The sequence below is a fragment of the Acidovorax cavernicola genome (assembly GCF_003581445.1).
The window spans coordinates 285,631-307,446 of record NZ_QXMN01000003.1 but is presented as its reverse complement, the minus strand read 5'-3'; the positions used below and the strand labels follow the sequence as shown (position 1 = coordinate 307,446).

General features: G+C 68.3%; 21 protein-coding genes and 1 riboswitch. Of the genes, 15 read left to right on the top strand and 6 right to left on the bottom strand.

The features are described 5' to 3' along the window. Positions 1-759: a helix-turn-helix transcriptional regulator gene (locus D3H34_RS05890; protein WP_119552490.1), complete on the bottom strand. Its 759-nt coding sequence runs from the start codon at positions 757-759 to the stop codon at positions 1-3. A gap of 186 nt (positions 760-945) precedes the next feature. On the opposite strand from D3H34_RS05890, the gene D3H34_RS05885 reads away from it, so the two are divergent. From D3H34_RS05885 to D3H34_RS05870, 4 genes are all read left to right on the top strand, one after another. After that, a complete protein-coding gene (locus tag D3H34_RS05885; protein WP_119552489.1) occupies positions 946-1,377 on the top strand; it encodes a YchJ family protein in 432 nt (143 codons plus the stop codon). A gap of 27 nt (positions 1,378-1,404) precedes the next feature. After that, a riboswitch (TPP riboswitch) is annotated at positions 1,405-1,510 on the top strand. Between the two features lie 88 nt (positions 1,511-1,598). Further along, positions 1,599-3,482 carry a phosphomethylpyrimidine synthase ThiC gene (gene thiC / locus D3H34_RS05880; protein ID WP_119552488.1) on the top strand — a complete coding sequence of 628 codons (1,884 nt, stop codon included), beginning with the start codon at positions 1,599-1,601 and terminating at the stop codon, positions 3,480-3,482. A gap of 80 nt (positions 3,483-3,562) precedes the next feature. Next, entirely contained in the window at positions 3,563-4,255 is a 693-nt protein-coding gene (locus tag D3H34_RS05875; RefSeq protein WP_119552487.1) for an HAD family hydrolase, read from the top strand. A gap of 83 nt (positions 4,256-4,338) precedes the next feature. Next, positions 4,339-4,665, top strand: coding sequence for a thioredoxin family protein (locus D3H34_RS05870; RefSeq protein WP_119552486.1), 327 nt, complete (start codon positions 4,339-4,341; stop codon positions 4,663-4,665). A 38-nt stretch (positions 4,666-4,703) separates the two neighbouring features. Here D3H34_RS05870 and D3H34_RS05865 read toward each other — a convergent pair whose 3' ends face one another. Then, the gene (locus D3H34_RS05865; RefSeq protein ID WP_286185474.1) at positions 4,704-5,687 is read right to left on the bottom strand and encodes an AraC family transcriptional regulator; all 984 of its coding nucleotides are present in this window, start codon (positions 5,685-5,687) and stop codon (positions 4,704-4,706) included. A gap of 184 nt (positions 5,688-5,871) precedes the next feature. Here D3H34_RS05865 and D3H34_RS05860 point away from each other — a divergent pair, with 184 nt between their 5' ends. The 8 genes from D3H34_RS05860 (at position 5,872) to D3H34_RS05825 (ending at position 16,072) form a co-directional block, all read left to right on the top strand. Further along, a complete protein-coding gene (locus D3H34_RS05860) occupies positions 5,872-7,044 on the top strand; it encodes an isovaleryl-CoA dehydrogenase (protein ID WP_119552484.1) in 1,173 nt (390 codons plus the stop codon). 148 nt (positions 7,045-7,192) lie between these two features. After that, on the top strand, positions 7,193-8,863 hold the full coding sequence (locus tag D3H34_RS05855) for an AMP-binding protein (RefSeq protein ID WP_119552483.1): 1,671 nt from the start codon (positions 7,193-7,195) through the stop codon (positions 8,861-8,863). Beyond that, positions 8,860-10,482 carry a carboxyl transferase domain-containing protein gene (locus D3H34_RS05850; RefSeq protein ID WP_119552482.1) on the top strand — a complete coding sequence of 541 codons (1,623 nt, stop codon included), beginning with the start codon at positions 8,860-8,862 and terminating at the stop codon, positions 10,480-10,482. The genes D3H34_RS05855 and D3H34_RS05850 overlap by 4 nt, the downstream gene beginning before the upstream one ends. A 12-nt stretch (positions 10,483-10,494) precedes the next feature. Continuing rightward, positions 10,495-11,286, top strand: a complete 792-nt coding sequence (locus D3H34_RS05845) for an enoyl-CoA hydratase/isomerase family protein (protein WP_119552481.1) — start codon at positions 10,495-10,497, stop codon at positions 11,284-11,286. Between the two features lie 16 nt (positions 11,287-11,302). Next, positions 11,303-11,974, top strand: coding sequence for a DUF4126 domain-containing protein (locus D3H34_RS05840; RefSeq protein WP_119552480.1), 672 nt, complete (start codon positions 11,303-11,305; stop codon positions 11,972-11,974). After that, positions 11,967-13,967: an acetyl-CoA carboxylase biotin carboxylase subunit gene (locus tag D3H34_RS05835; RefSeq protein WP_119552479.1), complete on the top strand. Its 2,001-nt coding sequence runs from the start codon at positions 11,967-11,969 to the stop codon at positions 13,965-13,967. The genes D3H34_RS05840 and D3H34_RS05835 overlap by 8 nt, the downstream gene beginning before the upstream one ends. A gap of 59 nt (positions 13,968-14,026) precedes the next feature. After that, a complete protein-coding gene (locus tag D3H34_RS05830) occupies positions 14,027-14,998 on the top strand; it encodes a DUF4349 domain-containing protein (protein WP_119552478.1) in 972 nt (323 codons plus the stop codon). A 60-nt stretch (positions 14,999-15,058) separates the two neighbouring features. Then, on the top strand, positions 15,059-16,072 hold the full coding sequence (locus D3H34_RS05825; protein WP_119552477.1) for a hypothetical protein: 1,014 nt from the start codon (positions 15,059-15,061) through the stop codon (positions 16,070-16,072). A 21-nt stretch (positions 16,073-16,093) separates the two neighbouring features. Here D3H34_RS05825 and D3H34_RS05820 read toward each other — a convergent pair whose 3' ends face one another. Continuing rightward, a complete protein-coding gene (locus D3H34_RS05820; protein WP_119552476.1) occupies positions 16,094-16,408 on the bottom strand; it encodes an EthD family reductase in 315 nt (104 codons plus the stop codon). A gap of 87 nt (positions 16,409-16,495) precedes the next feature. On the opposite strand from D3H34_RS05820, the gene D3H34_RS05815 reads away from it, so the two are divergent. The 3 genes from D3H34_RS05815 (at position 16,496) to D3H34_RS05805 (ending at position 18,807) form a co-directional block, all read left to right on the top strand. Beyond that, positions 16,496-17,416, top strand: coding sequence for a 2-hydroxyacid dehydrogenase (locus D3H34_RS05815; RefSeq protein WP_119552475.1), 921 nt, complete (start codon positions 16,496-16,498; stop codon positions 17,414-17,416). 4 nt (positions 17,417-17,420) lie between these two features. Next, positions 17,421-17,711, top strand: coding sequence for an acylphosphatase (locus D3H34_RS05810; RefSeq protein ID WP_119552474.1), 291 nt, complete (start codon positions 17,421-17,423; stop codon positions 17,709-17,711). A gap of 175 nt (positions 17,712-17,886) precedes the next feature. Continuing rightward, positions 17,887-18,807 (top strand): hydroxymethylglutaryl-CoA lyase, encoded by a 921-nt coding sequence (locus D3H34_RS05805; protein ID WP_119552473.1) that lies wholly within the window; start codon positions 17,887-17,889, stop codon positions 18,805-18,807. 24 nt (positions 18,808-18,831) lie between these two features. On the opposite strand, the gene D3H34_RS05800 is transcribed toward D3H34_RS05805, so the two are convergent. Genes D3H34_RS05800 through nirD form a run of 3 tightly spaced genes read right to left on the bottom strand, consistent with a single transcriptional unit; the run spans position 18,832 to position 21,807 of the window. Next, a complete protein-coding gene (locus tag D3H34_RS05800) occupies positions 18,832-20,583 on the bottom strand; it encodes a bifunctional protein-serine/threonine kinase/phosphatase (RefSeq protein WP_119552472.1) in 1,752 nt (583 codons plus the stop codon). A 26-nt stretch (positions 20,584-20,609) separates the two neighbouring features. Continuing rightward, on the bottom strand, positions 20,610-21,422 hold the full coding sequence (locus D3H34_RS05795) for a formate/nitrite transporter family protein (protein WP_119552471.1): 813 nt from the start codon (positions 21,420-21,422) through the stop codon (positions 20,610-20,612). A gap of 43 nt (positions 21,423-21,465) precedes the next feature. Further along, positions 21,466-21,807 carry a nitrite reductase small subunit NirD gene (gene nirD, locus D3H34_RS05790; RefSeq protein WP_119552470.1) on the bottom strand — a complete coding sequence of 114 codons (342 nt, stop codon included), beginning with the start codon at positions 21,805-21,807 and terminating at the stop codon, positions 21,466-21,468. Positions 21,808-21,816 lie beyond the last annotated feature (9 nt).

Below are 21,816 nucleotides of genomic sequence, written 5' to 3'. Positions count from 1 at the left end.
TCAGCGCGCTGCGGGTGTGGTGGGCGCTGTCCAGCCCGCCAGTGCCGAGCGGCGCTCGATGCCCAGCTTGCCGAAGATGCGGCGCAGGTAGGTCCGCACGGTGGGCACGCTCACCGCCATGCGTTGCGCGATCTCCTTGTCGGTGAGCCCCTCGCGCACGCAGCGGGCCACCTCTTGTTCGCGTGCACTCAGCAGCACCTTGGGGGCTGGCGCATGGGTAGGCACGGTGGCTGCCGCGACACGCTGCGCCCGCTGCAATGCGCCGACGAACGCCGGCTCGATCAGGTCCAGCAGGGCCTTCTCGTGATCGCCGAAGTTGCCGCGCCCTTTGCGGCGCCAGATGCGCAGGTCGCCCAGCGCCCGGTCGCCTTCGAAGGCATGCAGGTTCATGCCCCAGTGCAGGCCGTCGCGTGCGAGGAAATCGGTGAAGAAGGGCGTGCGCATCAGCTCGCGCTGCGGCATCACCTCGGTCACGCGCGTGGCGCGGCGACGCGACTGCAGCACGAACGTGATCGGGTCGTGGTGCTGGTGCCACTGTGCATAGGTGTCGAGGTTCGCTGGGTCCATGTGGATCGCCACGCGCGAACCGAAGCTGCCGTTTGCGGCATCCCACACGAAGGAGGCGAACTGGTCCGCGTGCAGCAGGTCGAGCAGCGCCCTGCCAAGGTGCTCGCGGATCTCCCGCTCGTCACGGTCGTCCTCGGCCAGCAGCGCGAAGACGCCGCGCAGGGCCTGCTGTTCGGGGGCTGTGAGGTACATCGCGGGCTTTCTCGATGGGGCTTGTGTAACGCTAACGTTTAGCAAACACCGCGCCAAGAGTGGATGCCCGGATGTGGCGCCCCACGCCCCGCAGGGCCGTCGCCGCGACCCGTTCCCCGCAGCCGGTCGGTTTTCGGGTGTGCCCTGTCGGCACCCGGGCCGCGGAGTGTTCCAATAGCGGTCTTCATGAGTGCCTCAGATCCTTTCTCCGGCCCCTGCCCCTGCGGCCGCACCGACCGCCGCGACAAGCCCATCGCCCATGCCCTGTGCTGCGGCCGCTACCTCGACGATTTCGACAACACGCCCGCGCCTGACGCCGAATCGCTGATGCGTTCGCGTTATTCGGCTTTCGTGCTGACGCGCGGCGAGTACCTGCTCGCCACCTGGCATCCGTCGAAGCGGCCGGCTTCCATCGAGTTCGAGCCGGGAGTCAAATGGCTGGGGCTCGATATCCGCTCGCGGTCGGTGCTCGACGCCGACCACGCCGAGGTCGAGTTCGTCGCCCGCCAGCGCGGCGCGACGGGCGTGGCGTTCCGCCTGCACGAGCGCAGCCGCTTCGTGCGCGAGAACGAGCGCTGGTTCTACGTCGACGGCGACCTGCACCAGCCCCCGGGTTGACGGCACCGGGCTTCGGCCCGCACAATCGGCCCCGCTCCGGGGTGCACGCATGTGGCGTGCTGAGATGGCAAAGCTGCCGACCCGCGAACTTGATCCGGGTCATACCGGCGTAAGAAGAGCTGCACTCCCTGACTTCGGTCCGTCATTCCTTTTCGTGGCGGGCATCCCGAAGTCCATCGAGCGATTGCGGAGCACCCTTTCCCCTACAAGGAGTGCCTCCGATGAATGCCCCCGACAAGTTCACCTCGCTGCTGTCGCTGACGCGCGAGCCCTTTCCCGCATCCCACAAGTGCGTCATTCCGGGCAGCCGGCCCGACCTGTTCGTGCCCGTGCGCGACGTGCAGCTCACCAATGGCGAAACGGTGTCGCTCTACGACACCTCGGGCCCCTACACCGACCCGAAGGTCGAGATCGACGTGCGCCGCGGCCTGCCTGACGTGCGCGGCGCTTGGGTCATCGAGCGTGGCGACACCGAAAGCTACGAAGGCCGCACGCACCACGCGCTGGACGACGGCGCGAAGAACGAAGACCGCGACGCGCAGCGCCTGGCCGAGCTGCGTGCCGGTGCCTCGGCGCTGCAGCGCACGCCGCGTCGCGCGAAGTCGGGCGCCAATGTCACGCAGATGCACTACGCGCGCCGCGGCATCGTCACGCCCGAGATGGAGTACGTGGCCCTGCGCGAGAACGGCAAGCGCGAGTGGATGGCCGAATACCTGGCCAACGAGGAGCGCGCCAGGCGTGTGATGGGCAACCCGATGGGCGCGAGCATTCCGCGCATCATCACGCCCGAGTTCGTGCGCGACGAAGTGGCCCGCGGCCGCGCGATCATTCCCGCGAACATCAACCATCCCGAGGTGGAGCCGATGGCGATCGGGCGCAACTTCAAGGTGAAGATCAACGCCAACATCGGCAACTCGGCCGTCACTTCGAGCATCGAGGAAGAAGTGGAGAAGCTGGTGTGGGCCATCCGCTGGGGCGCCGACAACGTGATGGACCTGTCGACCGGCAAGAACATCCACACCACGCGCGACTGGATCGTGCGCAACTCGCCCGTGCCCATCGGCACGGTGCCGATCTACCAGGCGCTCGAAAAGGTGGGCGGCGTGGCCGAAGACCTCACCTGGGAGATCTACCGCGACACGCTGATCGAGCAGGCGGAGCAGGGCGTCGACTACTTCACCATCCACGCGGGCCTGCGCCTGCCGTTCATCCACCTCACGGCGAACCGCATGACGGGCATCGTGTCGCGGGGCGGCTCGATCATGGCCAAGTGGTGCATCGCGCACCACAAGGAGAGCTTCCTCTACACGCACTTCGAGGACATCTGCGACATCATGAAGGCCTACGACGTGAGCTTCTCGCTCGGCGACGGCCTGCGCCCCGGCTCGGGCGCCGATGCCAACGACGAGGCGCAGTTCGCCGAACTGCGCACGCTGGGCGAACTCACGCAGATCGCCTGGAAGCACGACGTGCAGACCATGATCGAAGGCCCGGGTCACGTGCCGATGCACATGATCCAGTCGAACATGGACGAGCAGATCAAGCACTGCCACGAAGCCCCGTTCTACACGCTCGGCCCGCTGACCATCGACATCGCACCGGGCTACGACCACATCGCCAGCGCCATCGGCGCCGCGATGATCGGCTGGGCCGGCACGGCGATGCTCTGCTACGTGACACCCAAGGAGCACCTGGGCCTGCCCGACCGCGACGACGTGAAGCAGGGGATCATTGCCTACAAGATCGCCGCGCACGCGGCCGACGTGGCCAAGGGGCATCCGGGTGCGCGCTCGCGCGACGACGCATTGAGCAAGGCGCGCTTCGAGTTCCGCTGGCAGGACCAGTTCAACCTGGGCCTGGACCCCGACACCGCGCGCGAATTCCACGACGAGACGCTGCCGAAGGACTCGAGCAAGGTGGCGCACTTCTGCTCGATGTGCGGCCCGAAGTTCTGCTCGATGAAGATTACGCAGGAAGTGCGCGAGTACGCCGCGAAGAAGGGTGTGGCGGAACTCGAGGTCGTGACCGAAGGCATGGAAGAGAAGTCGAAAGAGTTCATGGCCGGCGGCGGCGAGATGTACATCCCGATCCGGCCCGTCGCCTGATGCCCTGATAGCTTGAGTCTCCCCGTGCGGAAAGGGGGCGTTGCTACCATGAGGCCAGCTCTCTGAACTCCTGTCCCGCAATGACTCCCTTTCCCTTTGCCGCCGTTCTCTTCGATTGCGACGGCGTGCTCGTCGATTCCGAACCCATCACCAACCGCGTGCTCGCCGAAATGCTCGGCGAGCTCGGCTGGCACCTCACGGCCGAGGAATCGATGAACATCTTCACCGGCAAGGCCGTGAAGGACGAGACGGCGCTCATCGAGGCGAAGACGGGTTTCAAGATCACCGACGACTGGCTGCGCGGTTTTCGCGCCCGCCGCAACGAGGCGCTGGACCGCGACCTCGTCGCCATTCCCCATGCACCCGCCGCCATCCGCGAGATCCATGCGCGGCTCAAGGGCCGTATCGCCTGCGCCTCGGGCGCGGACCGCCACAAGGTCGAGCTGCAGCTGGCCAAGGTCGGCCTGCTCGACTGCTTCGAGGGCCGCATCTTCAGTGGCCATGAGATGCCGCGCTCCAAGCCGTATCCCGACGTGTACCTGGCCGCGGCGGAAGCACTCGGCGTCGATCCGAAGCGCTGTGCGGTGGTCGAGGACACGGTCACCGGCGCCATGGCCGGCGTGGCCGCGGGCGCCACGGTGTTCGGCTACAGCACGGGCGAGTCGGGCCACAGCGGCCCGGGTGCATTGCGTAGCGCGGGCGCCGTGGCCGTGTTCAGCGACATGACCGAGCTGCCGGCATTGCTGGCCGGCTACGGTCTGCAGGCGGCCTGAGTTTCTGGTGCAATGACGATCCTCGTGTCGCGCGCCTCTCGCAGGTGCGCGCTTCGTTTCATGACCTCGCAAGGACCCTGCCCATGACCTCCGAATACCAGACCGAGCAACCCGACCGCAGCGAGATCGACGCGCTCCAGGGCCCGGCCGTGGTGGAGTTCGGCACCAACTGGTGCGGCATCTGCAAGGCCGCGCAACCGAACATCGCCGAGGCTTTTTCCAAGTATCCGAACGTGCGCCGCATCAAGGTGGAAGACGGCAGCGGCCGCCCGCTGGGCCGCTCGTTCAATGTGCGGCTGTGGCCCACGCTGGTGTTCATGCGCGACGGCCAGCAGGTCGCGAAGCTGGTGCGTCCGGAAGACAGCCAGTCGATCGTCGATGCGCTGGCGCTGATCGATTCGCCGGCCTGAGTTTGCGGCGTTCAGGGCGCGCGCCCTGAGCAAGCGCCCTACAACCCCAACTGCCGAAAATCCCGCGGCGCGTGCCCGGTCCACTGCAGGAACGCGCGAGAAAAACTCTTCTCGTTGCGAAACCCTACCGCCAGCGCCACCTGCTTGATCGGCCGCGTAGTTCGGCGCAATTGCTCCACCGCCAGTTCGTGCCGCACCTCGTTCTTCAGCACCTGCAATGAGGTGCCTTCCTCGTGCAGCTGCCGGTGCAGGGTGCGCCCCGACACGTTCAGCAGTCCGGCCAGTGCCTCGGCCGTGGTGGCCTCGCCAGCGCGCGCGCGCAGCAGTTCGCGCACCCGCTGGCCCAGCAGGCGGTCGCGCCGGTACTGCAGCACGGTGAGCGGCAGGGCGCGCTTGAGCATGGTGCGCAGCGCGCGCTCGTCGCGCAGCAGCGGCAGCGCGAGGTAGCGTTCGTCAAAGCTGATGCTGGCCTGCGGCGCGTCGAAGTGCACGTCGGGCGTGAACATCAGCGGGTAGGCGTCGCGATGCGGCGGTGCCGCGAACGGAAAGGTGGCCTGGCGCAGCGAGATGCGCGAATCGATGGCCCAGCACACATAGCCGTGCATGAAGCGCAGGCTGGTCACGAGGCAGAACTCGCGAAACGCCGGATCGAGCGGGCGGTTCTCGGTGATGCGCAGCGTGGCCACGCCGCCCGTCACCTCCAGCGCGAGCGTGATGTCCTCGGTCAGCAGGCGGTGATGGCGGCACCAGCGCTTGATGGCCACGCCCAGGTCGGGCGAGGTGAGCGAGGCGCGGCACAGCATGCCGTAGCTGCCCCAAGGCAGGCGGCGCGAAAACCAGCCCAGCGCCTCGTCGTCCAGCTCCTGCATGGCGTGGCCCGACAGCGCTTCGAACTGCGCCGCCGTCACCCGCGCGCCGGGGCGGACCAGCTCACGCGGCGTGATCTGTGCCGTTTGCAGCGCCTGCGCCGGGTCCTTGCCGTAGCGGGCATAGCCCTGCACGATGGCTCTGACGAAGGCCATCGGCGTGACGGCGCGGGCGGGCCTCAGGAAGGCGGGGGACGACGTGGCTGGCTGCATGGGGCGTGGCGCAATTTGCAACCATTGTGGCGCCAATTGCGGCGCCGTGAGGCGTAAGCTGCGACCTTTCAAGCGCCATCCGCGCGGCCAGCCCTGCGCGCCGACCCCTTCAGAGGAGACAAGACCCATGCACGATTTCGGCCTCAACTTCGACCTGGGCGACACCATCGACGCGCTGCGCAGCGCGATCCAGGACTTCGCCGCCAACGAAATCGCGCCCCGTGCCGCCGAGATCGACCGCGACAACCTGTTCCCGCACGACCTGTGGCAAAAGCTCGGCGAGCTGGGCCTGCACGGCATGACGGTGAAAGAGGCATACGGTGGCACCGAGCTGGGCTACCTGGCCCACATCGTGGCCATGGAAGAAGTCTCGCGCGCCTCGGCCTCGGTGGGCCTGTCGTACGGCGCGCACTCCAACCTGTGCGTGAACCAGATCCACCGCAACGGCAGCGAAGCGCAGAAGAAGAAGTACCTGCCCAAGCTGGTGAGCGGCGAGCACGTGGGTGCGCTGGCCATGAGCGAGCCCAACGCCGGCTCCGACGTGGTGAGCATGAAGCTCAAGGCCGACAAGAAGGACGGCTACTACGTGCTCAACGGCGGCAAGATGTGGATCACCAACGGCGGCGACGCCGACACGCTGGTCATCTACGCCAAGACCGAGCCCGAGATGGGCGCGCGCGGCATGACGGCCTTCATCGTCGAGAAGAACTTCAAGGGCTTCTCGGCCGGCACCAAGCTCGACAAGCTCGGCATGCGCGGCTCCAACACCTTCCCGCTGTTCTTCGACAACTGCGAAGTGCCCGAAGAGAACGTGCTCGGCGGCGAAGGCATGGGCGCCAAGGTGCTGATGAGCGGCCTCGACTACGAGCGCGCCGTGCTCTCCGGCGGCCCGCTGGGCATCATGGCCGCCTGCATGGACGCCGTGATCCCCTACATCCACGAGCGCCAGCAGTTCGGCCAGAGCATCGGGGAGTTCCAGCTGATGCAGGGCAAGATCGCCGACATGTACTCGACCTGGCAGGCCACCCGTGCCTACGTGTACGCCGTGGGCAAGGCCTGCGACCGCAACGACCATGCGCGCACCTTCCGCAAGGACGCGGCCGGCGCCATCCTGTACTCGGCCGAGAAGGCGACCTGGATGGCCGGCGAGGCGATCCAGACGCTGGGCGGCGTGGGCTACACCAAGGACTTCCCGGTCGAGCGCCTGTGGCGCGATGCCAAGCTGTACGAGATCGGCGCGGGCACGAGCGAAGTGCGGCGCATGCTGATTGGCCGCGAGCTGTTCTCGGAAACGGCGTAATTGACTCACCCCCAGGCTTCGCGCACTTCGTGTCGCTTCGCCAACCCCCTTCCGGGGGCAACACCAGCGGCCCGGCAAAGCCGGTTCCGCGGTGTTCCACGAAGGTGATCCGGGACTGGGGACCCGATCTGAAACAGGAGACAAGACGATGCCATTGACGCAGAGCCTGGCCCAAGGCGCCACCGACGTCCCCCTCATCGAGCAACCCCTCGGCGATTTCTTCGACGACATGGTCGCGAAGCAGCCCGACCGCGAAGCCCTCGTCAGCCGCCATGAAGGGCTGCGCTTCACCTACCGCGAACTGCAGACCCAGTCCAACCAGCTGGCCAGCGCGCTGCTGGGCCTGGGGCTCGTGCCCGGCGACCGCGTGGGCATCTGGTCGCACAACAACGTGCCCTGGGTGCTGATGCAGATCGCCACGGCCAAGGTCGGCCTGATCCTCGTCAACATCAACCCCGCCTACCGCACCTCGGAGCTCGAGTACGCGCTCAACAAGGTCGGCTGCAAGGCGCTGGTGACGATGGCGCAGTTCAAGACCAGCGACTACCTGGGCATGCTGCGCGAGTTGGGCTCCGCAAAGCTGCCGCAGCTGCTGCACACCTTCTGGATCGACGGCCCCGCGGGCGGCGGCGCCGACCAGCCCGGCATGCGCCGCTTCAGCGAGCTGCTCGCCAGCGGCGATGCCGCCGATGCGCGCGTGGCCGCCACGCAGAAGACGCTGAAGGCCACCGACCCCATCAACATCCAGTTCACCAGCGGCACCACGGGCTTTCCCAAGGGCGCGACGCTCACGCACCGCAACATCCTGAACAACGGCTTCTTCATCGGCGAGTGCATGAAGCTCACGCCGGCCGACCGCCTGTGCATTCCCGTGCCGCTGTACCACTGCTTCGGCATGGTGCTGGGCAACCTGGCTTGCCTCACGCACGGCTCGACCATCGTGTACCCGAACGACGGTTTCGACCCGCTCACGGTGCTCGAAACCGTGCAGGCCGAGAAGTGCACGGGCCTGCACGGCGTGCCCACGATGTTCATTGCCGAGCTGGACCATCCGCGCTTCAAGGAGTTCGACCTGTCCACGCTGCGCACCGGCATCATGGCCGGCTCGCCGTGCCCCACCGAAGTGATGAAGCGCGTGGTCGACCAGATGCACCTGAGCGAGATCACCATCGCCTACGGCATGACCGAGACCAGCCCCGTGAGCTGTCAGAGCAGCACCGACACGCCGCTGGACCGCCGCGTGTCGACCGTGGGCACGGTGCAGCCGCACCTCGAGGTGAAGATCATCGACCCCGAGACCGGCGCGATCATGCCCGCCGGACAGTCGGGCGAGCTGTGCACGCGCGGCTACTCGGTGATGCACGGCTACTGGGAGGACGAGCCCAAGACCCGCGAAGCCATCGATGCCGAACGCTGGATGCACACCGGCGACCTCGCCACCATGGACGCCGAGGGCTACGTGAACATCGTCGGGCGCATCAAGGACCTCGTGATCCGCGGCGGCGAGAACATCTACCCGCGCGAGATCGAGGAGTTCCTGTACCGCCACCCGAAGGTGCAGGACGTGCAGGTGGTCGGCCTGCCCGACAGGAAGTACGGCGAAGAGCTGTGTGCCTGGATCATCGTCAAGCCCGGCCAGACCGCCACCGACACCGAGATCCGCGACTTCTGCAAGGGCCAGATCGCGCACTACAAGGTGCCGAAGTACATCCAGTTCGTCTCCGAATTTCCGATGACGGTGACCGGCAAGATCCAGAAATTCAAGATCCGCGATGCCATGACCGAACAACTCGGCCTCAAGCAAGAAAAGACAGCATGAGCAAACTCGAAACCAAACTCAACGCCCGGTCCGCTGATTTCCAGGCGAATGCCGCGGCCATGCGCGCGCTGGTCGACGACCTGCAGCAGCAGTTCGCCAAGGTGGAGCAGGGCGGCGGCGAGGCCGCGCGCGCCAAGCACACGGCGCGCGGCAAGCTGCTGCCGCGCGACCGCGTGGCCGAGCTGCTCGACCCGGGCACGCCCTTCCTCGAAATCGCGCCCCTCGCCGCTCACGCGATGTACCTCGACGCCAAGGGCGCCGAGTCCGCGCCCGGCGCCGGGATCATCGCGGGCATCGGCCGCGTGAACGGTGTCGACTGCATGATCGTGTGCAACGACGCGACGGTGAAGGGCGGTACCTACTACCCGATGACGGTGAAGAAGCACCTGCGCGCGCAGGAGATCGCCGAGCAGAACCACCTGCCGTGCATTTACCTCGTGGACTCGGGCGGTGCCAATCTGCCGAACCAGGACGAGGTGTTCCCTGACCGCGAGCACTTCGGCCGCATCTTCTACAACCAGGCCAACATGAGCGCCCAGGGCATTCCGCAGATCGCGGTGGTCATGGGCTCGTGCACGGCCGGCGGCGCGTATGTGCCGGCGATGAGCGACGAATCGATCATCGTGAAGAACCAGGGCACCATCTTCCTGGGTGGCCCGCCGCTCGTGAAGGCGGCCACGGGCGAAGTGGTGTCGGCCGAAGACCTGGGCGGCGGCGACGTGCACACGCGCCTGTCGGGCGTGGTCGACCACCTGGCGCAGAACGACCTGCATGCACTGGCGCTCGCGCGCTCGGCGGTGGCCAACCTCAACGCGAAGGCGGCCGACAGGCCCGATGGCGCCGCGGTGCGCGCGCCCGAGTTTCCGCGCGAAGAACTGTACGGCGTGATCCCCACCGACACGCGCAAGCCCTTCGACGTGCGCGAGATCATTGCGCGCATCGTCGACGGCAGCGAGTTCCACGAGTTCAAGGCCCGCTTCGGCGCCACGCTGGTCTGCGGCTTCGCCGAAATCGAGGGCATGCCCGTGGGCATCATCGCCAACAACGGCATCCTGTTCAGCGAGTCGGCGCAGAAGGGCGCGCACTTCATCGAACTGTGCTGCCAGCGCAAGATCCCGCTGGTGTTCCTGCAGAACATCACCGGCTTCATGGTGGGCCGCAAGTACGAGAACGAAGGCATCGCGCGTCACGGCGCCAAGATGGTGACGGCCGTGGCCACGGCCAACGTGCCCAAGTTCACGATCATCATCGGCGGCAGCTTCGGCGCCGGCAACTACGGCATGTGCGGCCGCGCGTACAGCCCGCGCTTCCTCTGGATGTGGCCCAACGCGCGCATCAGCGTCATGGGCGGCGAGCAGGCCGCGAGCGTGCTGGCCACCGTCAAGCGCGACGGCATCGAAGGCAAGGGCGGCGCCTGGAGCAAGGACGAGGAAGAGGCTTTCAAGGCGCCGATCCGCCAGCAGTACGAAGACCAGGGTCACCCGTACTACGCCACCGCGCGCCTGTGGGACGACGGCATCATCGACCCGGCCGACACGCGCCGCGTGCTGGCCTTGGGCCTGGCTGCCGCGCGCAATGCCCCGATCCCCGAGCCGAAGTTCGGCATCTTCCGCATGTGACGAGGTGACCGCATGAGCGACTACACCAAGCTGAACCTCGCCATCGACGGCGCGGTCGCGCGCATCTGGCTCGACCAGCCCGACGCGCGCAACGCCTTCGACGACGTCGTGATCGCCGAGCTGACGCAGGCCTTCCTCGAGGCCGGCGGTGCGCCGCAGGTCAAGGCCATCGTGCTCGGCGCGAACGGCCCGGCCTTCTGCGCGGGCGCGAATCTCAACTGGATGCGCCGCATGGCCGACTACACGCGCGACGAGAACCTCGCCGACGCGGGCAAGCTGGCCGACATGCTGCGCACCATCGCCGAGTGCCCCAAGCCGACCATCGCGCGCGTGCAGGGCGATGTGTACGCCGGTGGCATGGGGCTCGTCGCGGCCTGCGACATGGCCGTGAGCGTCGACACCGCGTGGTATTGCCTCAGCGAAGTGAAGATCGGCCTCGTGCCTGCGACCATCAGCCCGTACGTGCTGCGCGCGATGGGCACGCGCGCCTCGCAACGCTACTTCCTCACGGCTGAACGCTTCACCGCCGCCGAGGCGCATCGCGTCGGATTCGTGCACGAAGTGGTCGCAGCCGATGCGCTCGACGCCAAGGTCGACGAGCTGCTCAAGGCGCTGACCGGCGCAAGCCCTGCCGCCGTGCGCGTCTGCAAACAGCTGATCGCCGACGTGGCCGGCCGCGAGATCGACGGCGCGCTCATTGCGAAGACCGTCGAAGGCATCGCCGACATCCGTGCGAGCGACGAAGGCCGCGAGGGCGTGCAGGCCTTCCTGCAGAAGCGCAAGCCGTCCTGGCTGGCCGGCTGATCCATCACCGCGCGCCATGAACACGCTCGACATGCCCCAGCTGCTTGCGCTGGCCGCCGCCATCGGCTGGGCCAGCGGCGTGCGCCTGTACCTCGTCGTGCTGCTGACCGGGCTGGTCGGTTACTTCGGCTGGGTGCCGCTGCCTTCGGGCCTGCAGATGCTCGCGCATCCGATCGTGCTCGCGGTCAGCGGCTTCATGGTGTTCGTCGAGTTCTTCGCCGACAAGATCCCGGGCCTCGATTCGCTGTGGGACGTGGTGCACACCGCCATCCGCATCCCGGCCGGCGCAGCGCTCGCGGCCAGCGTGTTCGGTGCCGACCATGGCGTGATGGCCGTTGTCGCGGCGCTGCTGGGCGGCGGCTTCGCGGCTACCGCACATGCCGCCAAAGCCACCACGCGCGCGGCCATCAACACCTCGCCCGAGCCGTTCTCGAACGTGGGCGCCTCGCTGGTCGAGGACTCGATGGTGCCGGCCGGGCTGTGGCTCGCGGTGGCGCATCCGCTGGTCTTCCTGGTCCTGTTCGTCTTCGTGCTCGTGCTCAGCGTGTGGCTCATCCGCAAGAGCTGGCGTTTTCTCAAGGCCCTGTTCGGCCGCGTGGCACGCATCTTCAGTGGCCGGCCCGATCCGGGCGTCACGTCCGCTTTTCAACTGAAAAAGAATCCTCCGGGAGACACTCCGAATGTTTAAGAAGATCCTGATTGCGAACCGTGGCGAGATCGCCTGCCGGGTTGCTGCCACCGCTCGCCGCATGGCCATCCGCACCGTGGCGGTGTACTCCGACGCCGACGCGCATGCCAACCATGTGCGCGCCTGCGACGAGTCGGTGTACCTCGGCGGCAGCGCCCCGAAGGACAGTTACCTGCGCTGGGAAAAGATCCTCGAAGCCGCCAAGGCCACCGGCGCCGAAGCCGTGCATCCGGGCTACGGTTTCCTCAGCGAGAACGAAGAGTTCGCGCAGGCCTGCGCCGACGCGGGCCTGGCCTTCATTGGCCCGCCGCCCTCGGCGATCAAGGCGATGGGCCTGAAGGCCGAGTCGAAGCAGCTGATGGAAAAGGCCGGCGTGCCGCTGGTGCCCGGCTACCACGGTGCGGACCAGGACCCGGCGCTGCTGCAGCGCGAGGCCGACCGCATCGGCTATCCGGTGCTCATCAAGGCCAGCGCCGGTGGCGGTGGCAAGGGCATGCGCGCGGTCGACAAGGCCGCCGACTTCGAGGCCGCACTGGCCTCGTGCAAGCGCGAAGCCATCAACAGCTTCGGCGACGACGCCGTGCTGATCGAGAAGTACGTGCAGCGCCCGCGTCACATCGAGATCCAGGTGTTCGGCGATACGCAGGGCAACTATGTCTACCTGTTCGAGCGCGACTGCTCGGTGCAGCGCCGTCACCAGAAGGTGCTGGAAGAAGCGCCTGCGCCCGGCATGACCGAAGCGATGCGCCAGCAGATGGGCGAAGCGGCCGTGGCCGCGGCGCGCGCCGTCGACTACGTGGGCGCAGGCACCGTCGAGTTCATCGTCGAGCAGCGCGAAGGTGGCGAGATGAACTTCTTCTTCATGGAGATGAACACGCGCCTGCAGGTGGAGCATCCGGTGACGGAGGCCATCACGGGGCAGGACCTCGTCGAATGGCAACTGCGCGTGGCCTCGGGCGAGCCGCTGCCCGCGAAGCAGTCGGAGCTGCAGATCCACGGCCACGCCATCGAGGCGCGCATCTGCGCCGAGAACCCCGACAACAACTTCCTGCCCGCCACCGGCACCTTGCGCGTGTACCGCAAGCCGCAGGCGACGGCCTTCCAGCGCAGCCGCGTGCGCATCGACGACGGCGTGCGCGAGGGCGGCGAGATCTCGCCCTTCTACGACTCGATGATCGCCAAGCTCATCGTGCACGGCAGCACGCGCGCCGAGGCGCTGGCCCGGCTCGATGCCGCGCTGGCCCAGGTGCAGATCGTGGGCGTGTCGACCAACGTGCAGTTCCTGCGGGGCATCCTGGCGACCGAGTCGTTCTCGAAGGCCAACCTGGACACCGCACTCATCGAGCGCGAGCGCACCGTGCTGTTCGACCGCGAACCGCTGGGCCTGCCGCTGGCCGCCGCCGCCGCCATCACGCGCACGCTGGTCACCGAAGCACCGGTCGGCGCGCCCGACCCCTTCGAGCGCCGCGACGGCTGGCGCGCGCATGGCGAGTACAAGCGCCGCTTCGACTTCGAGTTCCGCGGCGCCGAGCACACCGCGCTGCTGACCTACCGCCGCGACGGCGGCCTGAACCTGGAAGTGGGCGGTGTTGAAGGCCCGCTGACGATCGGCCGTTTTCCCTCGGGCGAGTTCGAGCTGGAGTTCGCGGGCACGCGCCAGACCGTCGACGTGCACCTTGACGGCGCCACCGCCCACGTGTTCGCCTCGAAGGGCGCGACGCGCCTCACGGCCATCGACCGCCTCGCCCACGCGGGCGACACCCACGCCGAGGGCGGCCGCCTCACGGCGCCGATGCCGGGCAAGGTCGTGTCCTTCGCGGTCAAGGCCGGCGACAAGGTCAGCCGCGGCCAGCCGCTGGCCGTGATGGAAGCCATGAAGATGGAGCACACCATCGCCGCGCCGGCCGACGGCACGGTGGAAGAGCTGATGTTCGCGCCCGGCGAGCAGGTGGCGGAAGGCGACGAATTGTTGCGAATGGCTGCTGCGGCTTAACCCCGTTGCGGGCAGTCGCCCGTATCAGCGGGGGTAGTCATTCTTTTCAAGGAGTTCCGATGATCCCCCGCACCCTGTCCGTGTCGACCACCCGCGCCGCCGTGCGCCATCGCACTGGTGCCGTCCTGCTGGCCCTGGCGGCCGCCCTGTCGCTGGCCGGCTGCGGCCGCGAGCGCAGTGCCGAGTCTGTTGCGCCTGCCGCGCCGCCCGCGCCCATGCAAGCCACGATGGGCTATGGCGGCGGCGGGAACATGGGGAAGATGCAACGGCAGTACGCGCCGCAGGCAGAGGTTGCCTCATCGCGGTCCGACGAGGCGCAGGGCGGCGGCGAGACCGCGCTGCAGCGCTATCTGGCGGTGCGGCAGGACCTGAACGTGGAAGTGCCGGCCGAGCAGCTGGCCGACGCCTGGGGCAAGGTGCGCGACCTGTGCGGTACGCTGAAGTGCGAGCTGCTGTCGTCCTCGCTGCTACGCGAGACGCCGCAGCAGCCGGGCAATGCCCAGCTCGAAATGCGCGTGGAACCCGGCGACGTCGACAAGCTGCTCGGCGGCCTGGCCGACGTGGCGAATGTGGTCTCGCACACCACCACCAGCGAGGACAAGACCTCCGAGGTGATCGACGTCGAGGCCCGCATCAAGAACCGCACCGAGTTCCGCGACAGCCTGCGCGTCATGCTGCGCGACACCGTCACCAAGCGCACCATGGCCGACCTGCTGGCGATCCAGCGCACGCTGTCGGACACGCAAGCCGAACTCGACGCCATCGCCACGCAGCGCAAGGTGCTGGCGCAGCAGACCAGCAAGCAGCACATCCAGATCCAGTTCACGCCCAAGCGCACGCTGGTGAGCGGCAGCGACGGCTACAGCCCGATGATGCAGGCCCTGCGCAATGCCGGCGACGTGCTGGCCGAAAGCGTGGGCGCGCTCATCACCTTCGTGGCGGCGGCGCTGCCGTGGCTGCTGCTGGTGGTGCTGCCCGTGGGCTGGCTGGTGCGGGTGCTGTGGCGTCGTCGCCGCGCCAAGGTGGCGTGAGACACTGCGCGCCGGCCATGCCCGATGCAGGGCAGCCGCACGACATGGAGGAGGGCGCGCATGGTCGGTCGATTCCGGAAGTTTCTCGAGGGACTGGGCCTGGGAAAGGCGCAGGACGAGGCGCAGGTGCCCACACCTGCGTCAGCTGCATCTGAACCGGCACCACCGCCCGCAGCGCCTTCTGCACTGCGCTACACCTTCGACGTCAAACTCGCGCAGCCCATGGCGCGGCTGGACGCCGCCCCGTGGGCCGCGACGCCCACGAATCCGCCCGCACCACCCGTCGAAGATCCTCCGCCGCAGTTCGATGCGACACCGGATCTGCCGGTGCCCTTCGGCTACAAGACCTGCTGGTTTGCCGTGCGGGCCTCGGACCCTGCGGAGGTGCTCGACGTGCTCGGCTGGGCAGCGCAAGGGCAGGCCAACTGGACCACCGGCGTGGCTGCCGCCTACCACCGGGCGCCGGGCGCACAGGTCCCTTGGGTGTTCGCGTCACCGCCCGTCGACGGCTGGGTGCTGCTGGTCGGCGGTGGCCTGCCGTATCCCGTCGTGTATCCGGAAGACCGCCTCGACGGCATCGGGCAGGCTTTCGACACGATCTTCACGCGCCTGACGGACCACTTCGGCGAAGCGCAATTCTTCGGCAGCCACCGGGTGGCCGACTTCGTCGCCTGGGCGCGCGCGCGGCGCGGCGAGCCCGGGCGGCAGTTCAGCTACGTGGGCAGCAGCGGCGAGGTCCATGCCAATGTGGGCGCGCAAAGCGCCGAAGAAGCCGCACTCGGCTTTGCCGTGCTCGACGGGCTTGCACCGGTCGATGCACGCGACCGGCTCTCGGAGCTGCTCGAGGAAGAAATCGCCCGGGAGGACGCGCTGGTCGCATCGGGCATGTCGCGGCGCGACGCCGGCCGGCAGGTCCGTCCGCGCGGCCGCGGTGTCATGCCGGGTGAAGAAGACGTCACGGCGCTCGCCGCCGCGTGGAGCATCGACCCGACGCAACTGGAGATGCCGGATCGCGGCCATGTGCCGGGCGTGGGGTGGGTGGCCCGTCTGCCGCAGGACTTGGTGCGGGCCTGAGCGCAGCCGCAGGGCCTGCCGTCAGCCCACCACCACTTCGCTGATCTGCATCACCGGCGCGATGTCGGTGTAGTTCTTCACGTCGCCCATGATCTCCTTCACGTGCGGGCCGAAGGCCTTCTGGAAGGACTCGACCGATTCGGCGAACACGTGGCACATGCCGACGTAGGTGGGCGGTGCGCCCGGTGCGCCGCCGCCCAGGCCCTTGTCGATGGTGTACGAGAGGCAGGCGTCGCCCATGCGGGCCTTGAGCATCGGCATGTGCTGGTCGCGGTAGTAGTCGTGGTCGAACCGCGCGCCGGGGGTGTGGGGGTACATCACGCTGACTTTGATCATGGGAGGTGTCTCCTGAGTGGCTGAATCCGGTCGAGCATAGGAGATGGGGCGCTGCGCAACAAGCCGAGGGCCCCTAAGATCGTGCCCATGCGAATCTCCGTCTACCTCACCGACAACCGCCCAGAGCCCTGGATCGACGGCCTGAAGGCCGAACTCCCCGACGCCACCATCGAAGCCTGGACGCCCGGCGCGCCGCAGGCCGACCACGGCGTGGTGTGGGCGCCGCCGCAGCAGTTTCTCGACGAGCAGCCCGACCTGCGCGGGCTGTTCAACATCGGCGCGGGCGTCGATGCGCTGCTCAAGCTGAAGGTGCCCGCGCACACGCGCATCGTGCGGCTCGACGACGCGGGCATGTCGGTGCAGATGGCCGAGTACGTGTGCCACACGCTCATTCGCCACTTCCGCGAGTTCGACGTGTACGAGGCCGACGCGAAGCAGGGCAAGTGGAGCTACCGCAAGCCCAAGCTGCGGCGCGACTTTCCGGTCGGCATCATGGGCCTGGGCGTGCTCGGCGAGCGCGTGGCCAAGGCCGTGGCGCAGTTCGAGTTCCCGGTGCTGGGCTGGAGCCGTTCGCCCAAGACGCTCGACGGTGTGCAGGTGTTCAGCGGCGAGGCGCAGTTCGACGAGTTCCTGGCGTCCACGCGCGTGCTGGTCAATCTGCTGCCGCTCACCGAGTCGACGCGCGGCATCCTGAACCGCACGACGCTGGGCAAGCTCAAGCCCGAGGGCTACCTCATCAGCATCGCGCGCGGCGGCCACCTGGTGGAAGACGACCTGATCCCGATGCTCGACGCGGGCCAACTCGCGGGCGCCACGCTCGACGTGTTCCAAGTCGAGCCGTTGCCGGCCGACCATGCGTTCTGGCGCCATCCGAAGATCACCGTGACGCCGCACGGCTCGGCGCGTACGCTGCGCGAGGAGTCCATCGCGCAGATCGCCGGGAAGATCCGCGCGATGGAGCAGGGGCTGCCGATCGCCGGCATCGTCGATCCCGTCCGGGGTTATTGAGACGATGAGCGCGCCGCCGGTCGCACGCCATCTGACGGTGAGCGGCCTCGTGCAGGGCGTGGGCTACCGCTGGTCGATGGTGCAGGCCGCGCAGCGGCTCGGCGTGCGCGGCTGGGTGCGCAACCGGCGCGCCGGCCACGTGGAAGCGCTCGTGGCCGGCGAGGCCGCGGCGGTCGAGGCGCTGGTGCATTGGGCTCGGCAGGGGCCGGCCGGTGCGCGCGTGGATGCGGTCGATGTGGCCGATGCGGGTGCAGACAACCTGCCCGAGGGCTTCGAACAGCGCGCCACCGTCTAGCGGTTCCCCGGGGCCAGCGGTTGGCACCATTTGCAACCCCGCAGGCGCGCATTGCTACCTTCCGCGACTTCTGTACCCAGCAGGATCGGGCCATGTGGCGGACAATCGAACCCGGTTTTTCATCCTCCCGCCACCCGCCGCCATCCTCCCGCGGCAGCGACACAAGAGACATCCCATGAAACTCCCCGCCCAGGTCAAGCTCGTCGACGTCGGTCCGCGCGACGGCCTCCAGAACGAAAAGCAACCCGTGTCCGCCGAGGTCAAGATCGGTCTCGTGCACCGCCTGCAGGACGCGGGCCTGAAGGAGATCGAGGTCACCAGCTTCGTCTCGCCCAAGTGGGTGCCGCAGATGGCCGACAACGCCGAGGTGATGCACGGCATCCAGCGCAAGCCGGGCGTTCTCTACTCGGTGCTCACGCCCAACATGAAGGGCTTCGAGGCCGCCATTGCCGCGCCGCGCGAAGAGTGGCCTGACGAGATCGTGGTGTTCGGCGCCGCGAGCGAGGCCTTCAGCCAGAAGAACATCAACTGCTCGATTGCCGAGAGCATCGAGCGCTTCGCGCCCGTGGTCGAGGCCGCGCGCGCCAAGGGCATCGCCGTGCGCGGCGCCATGTCGTGCACCGTGGGCTGCCCCTACGAAGGCGAGATCGCGCCGGCCAAGGTCGGCTATCTCGCGCAATTGATGAAGGGCATCGGCGTGCAGCGCGTGGACGTGGCCGACACCATCGGCGTGGGCACGCCGCGCAAGGTGCAGGCGGCCATGGAGGCGACGCTGGCGCACTTCGAGGTCGACGCCATCTCCGGCCACTTCCACGACACCTACGGGCAGGCGCTGGTCAACACGTTGGCGGCGCTCGAACTGGGCGTGTGGAACTTCCAGTCGTCCTCGGCCGGCCTGGGCGGCTGCCCCTACGCCAAGGGCGCGACGGGCAACGTGGCGACCGAGGACGTGGTCTACATGCTGCACGGCATGGGCATCGAGACTGGCATCGACCTGGACAAGTTGATCGACGCGGGCGTGTACATCAGCGAAGCGCTGGGCCGCGAACCGAATTCGCGCGCCTCGAAGGCGATCCGCACCAAGCGCGCGGGCTGACGCGAACGGGCTGCGTCCTTCTTCTCAGCGCCCGAAGGCGCGCAGCCCCAGCAGCACGACCACCGCCGCGGCCAGCAGCACGGTGGTGCATTGCCAGAACAGCACAGGCCGGCGCTCGATCAGCGGCGGCATCCGCGCGCTCAAAAATTCAGGGCCCGGCGTGCGCAGGTCGTGCACGAACTCCGACACCGCCTGCTGCCGCTTCGCGGCCTGCGGATGCAGCGCCTTCTGCAGCACGGCATCGACCCAGGCGGGCAGCTCGGGCCGCAGGTGGCGCACCGGCACATAGCGCAGTCGCCCTGCGTCGGCGGGCGAGCGGATGCGCGACACCTGCAGGCCGTAGGGCAGCTGCCCGCACAGCATCTGGTAGACGATCGCGGCCAGCGAGAACAGGTCGGAGCGCGCGCTGCCGCCGTGGCCGGTGAAGTATTCGGGGGCGGTGTATTGCAGCGTGCCTTCGATGGCGAGCGCGCGGGTGTCGCCGCTGCCGTCGGCCAGGCCCGCCACGTGGGTCGAGGCCAGGTCGATGATCTTCACGGTGCCGGCGCGGTCGATCATCACGTTCTCGGGCCGCAGGTCCTGGTGCAGCATCTCCTTGCCGTGCAGCGCCTGCAGTCCGCGTGCGAGCTGCGCGACGATGCCGCGCACGCTGTCCAGGTCGGGCCGGGGGTGGTCGACCATCCATTGCGCGAGCGTGTGGCCGTCCACGTACTCCATGGCCACGTACAGGTGCGCGCGCGGGCGCTCGACGGCGCTGGCCTTGAGCACGTGCGGGCTGTCGATGCGCCGCGCCACCCATTCCTCGAGCACGAAGCGGTCGAGGTAGTCGGGGTCGTCGCGCAGGTCGACCGACGGCAGCTTCAGCACGGCGGGCTGGCCGGTGGCGTCGTCCGTGGCCAGGTACACATGGCTGCGCGAACTCACATGGATCTCGCGCACGAGGCTGAAGCCCTCGAAGCGGGCGCGCGGTGCGAGCGCGGGCGGCATCGCCAGGCCCTCGCGCTGCAGCTGCGCGGGCGGTGCGTCGGCGTCGGGCAGTTCGTCGATGCGCAGCAGCTGCACCGTGATGTCGTCGGTGCTGCCCCGGGTGCGCGCGGCTTCCGCGAGCCAGTGTGCGGCCGCATCGAAGTCGTCCGCGTGCAGCGCCAGCGCTTCATGCACAGCGGCGGCGTCCAGGTGCGTGTAGGCGCCGTCGGTGGCCAGCAGGTAGACCTCGCCCACCTCGGCTTCCCAGCAGCGGTGGTCGATCTCCACGTGGGCGCCCGCGCCCAGCGCACGCCCGAGGTACGACTCGACCGACGACACGCGCACGCGGTGGTCTTCGGTGAGCTGTTCGAGCGCGCCGGCATGCAGCCGGTGGATGCGTGCATCGCCCACGTGCAGCAGGTGCGCGTCGCGGCCCTTGAGGATCAGCGCGCTGAAGGTGCAGACGTAGCCGCTGTCCTTGTCGAAGCGCGCATCGCTGCGCTGGGTCTGCGCATGCAGCCAGGCATTGGTGGCGCCCAGCACGCGCTGCGCCGCGCGCTGCACCGACCAGGTGTCGGAGGTGGCGTAGTAGTCGTCGAGAAAACCGCGCACGGCCGCCGCGCTCGCCACCTGGCTCACGCGGCTGGAGCCGATGCCGTCGGCCAGCGCCACGGCGATGCCCTTGGACACGCGCAGCGCGCCCTCGGGCAGCATGGCGCCGTGGAAGTCCTGGTTGACCGGCGCGTGGCTGCCCGCCAGCGAGTGCTGGCCGAGCGTCACGCGCAGCTGCTTGCGCGGCGGCGCGGGCATGCGAAAAGCGATGTGGCTGCCGCGGCTCAGCCGAGGACGCGCTTGGCGGCGGTCTTGTAGTGCGTGGCGTACAGCGTGAGGCCCACGAAGGTCAGGCCGCCGACGAGGTTGCCGACCACGGTGGGCAGCTCGTTCCAGATCAGGTAGTCCATGAAGGTGAACTTGCCGCCCAGCATCAGGCCGGCGGGGAACAGGAACATGTTGACGATCGAGTGCTCGAAGCCCATGTAGAAGAAGACCATCACGGGCATCCACATGCCGATGGCCTTGCCCGACACGGTGGTCGACATCATGGCCGCGACCACGCCGGTCGAGACCATCCAGTTGCACATCACGCCGCGGATGAACAGCGTGAGCATGCCGGCCGCGCCGTGCGCCGCATAGCCGACGGTGCGGCCTTCGCCGATGTGGCCGAGCTTCTCGCCGATGGCGTTGGGCGCCTCGCTGAAACCGAAGGTGAAGATGATCGCCATGAACACCGCCACCGTCAGCGCGCCGGCGAAGTTGCCGATGAACACGAGGCTCCAGTTGCGCATCACGCCGCCCCAGGTGGCGCCGGGGCGCTTGTCGAACACCGCGAGCGGCGCCAGTGTGAACACGCCGGTGAGCAGGTCGAATCCCAGCAGGTACAGCATGATGAAGCCGACCGGGAACAGCATCGCGCCGACCAGCGCGTTGCCGGTGTTCACGGTGATGCTCACGGCGAAGGCCGCGGCCAGCGCGAGGATGGCGCCGGCCATGTACGAACGGATCAGCGTGTCGCGCGTGGACATCAGCAGCTTGGATTCACCGGCGTCGACCATCTTGGTCACGAATTCGGCAGGGGCGAGGTAGGCCATTCGGAGTCCTTGGAGAGAGGCTGAAAAAAGATAGGGGGCGGCGTCAGGCGAGCGCGACGAGCACGCGGCCGTCCTCGACGCGCACCGTGTGCGCGCGCACCGAGTGCTCGGGCGCCTCGATGCATTCGCCGCTGCGCAGGTCGAAGTGGTTCTTGTAGAGCGGCGAAGCCACCACGATGCGGTCGCCCAGGCTGCCGACCAGCCCACGCGACAGCACGCTGGCCTTGGCCTTGGGGTCGACGTTGTCGATGGCGAACAGCGTCTGCTCATGGCCCACGCGGAAGATGGCGACATGCACGCCGTCGACCAGCGCGCACACGCCGGTGTCGGGGAGGATGTCGGTGGCGGCGCACACGGCGGTCCAGGCGGTGGTGTCTGTGGTCATGGGGTGTTC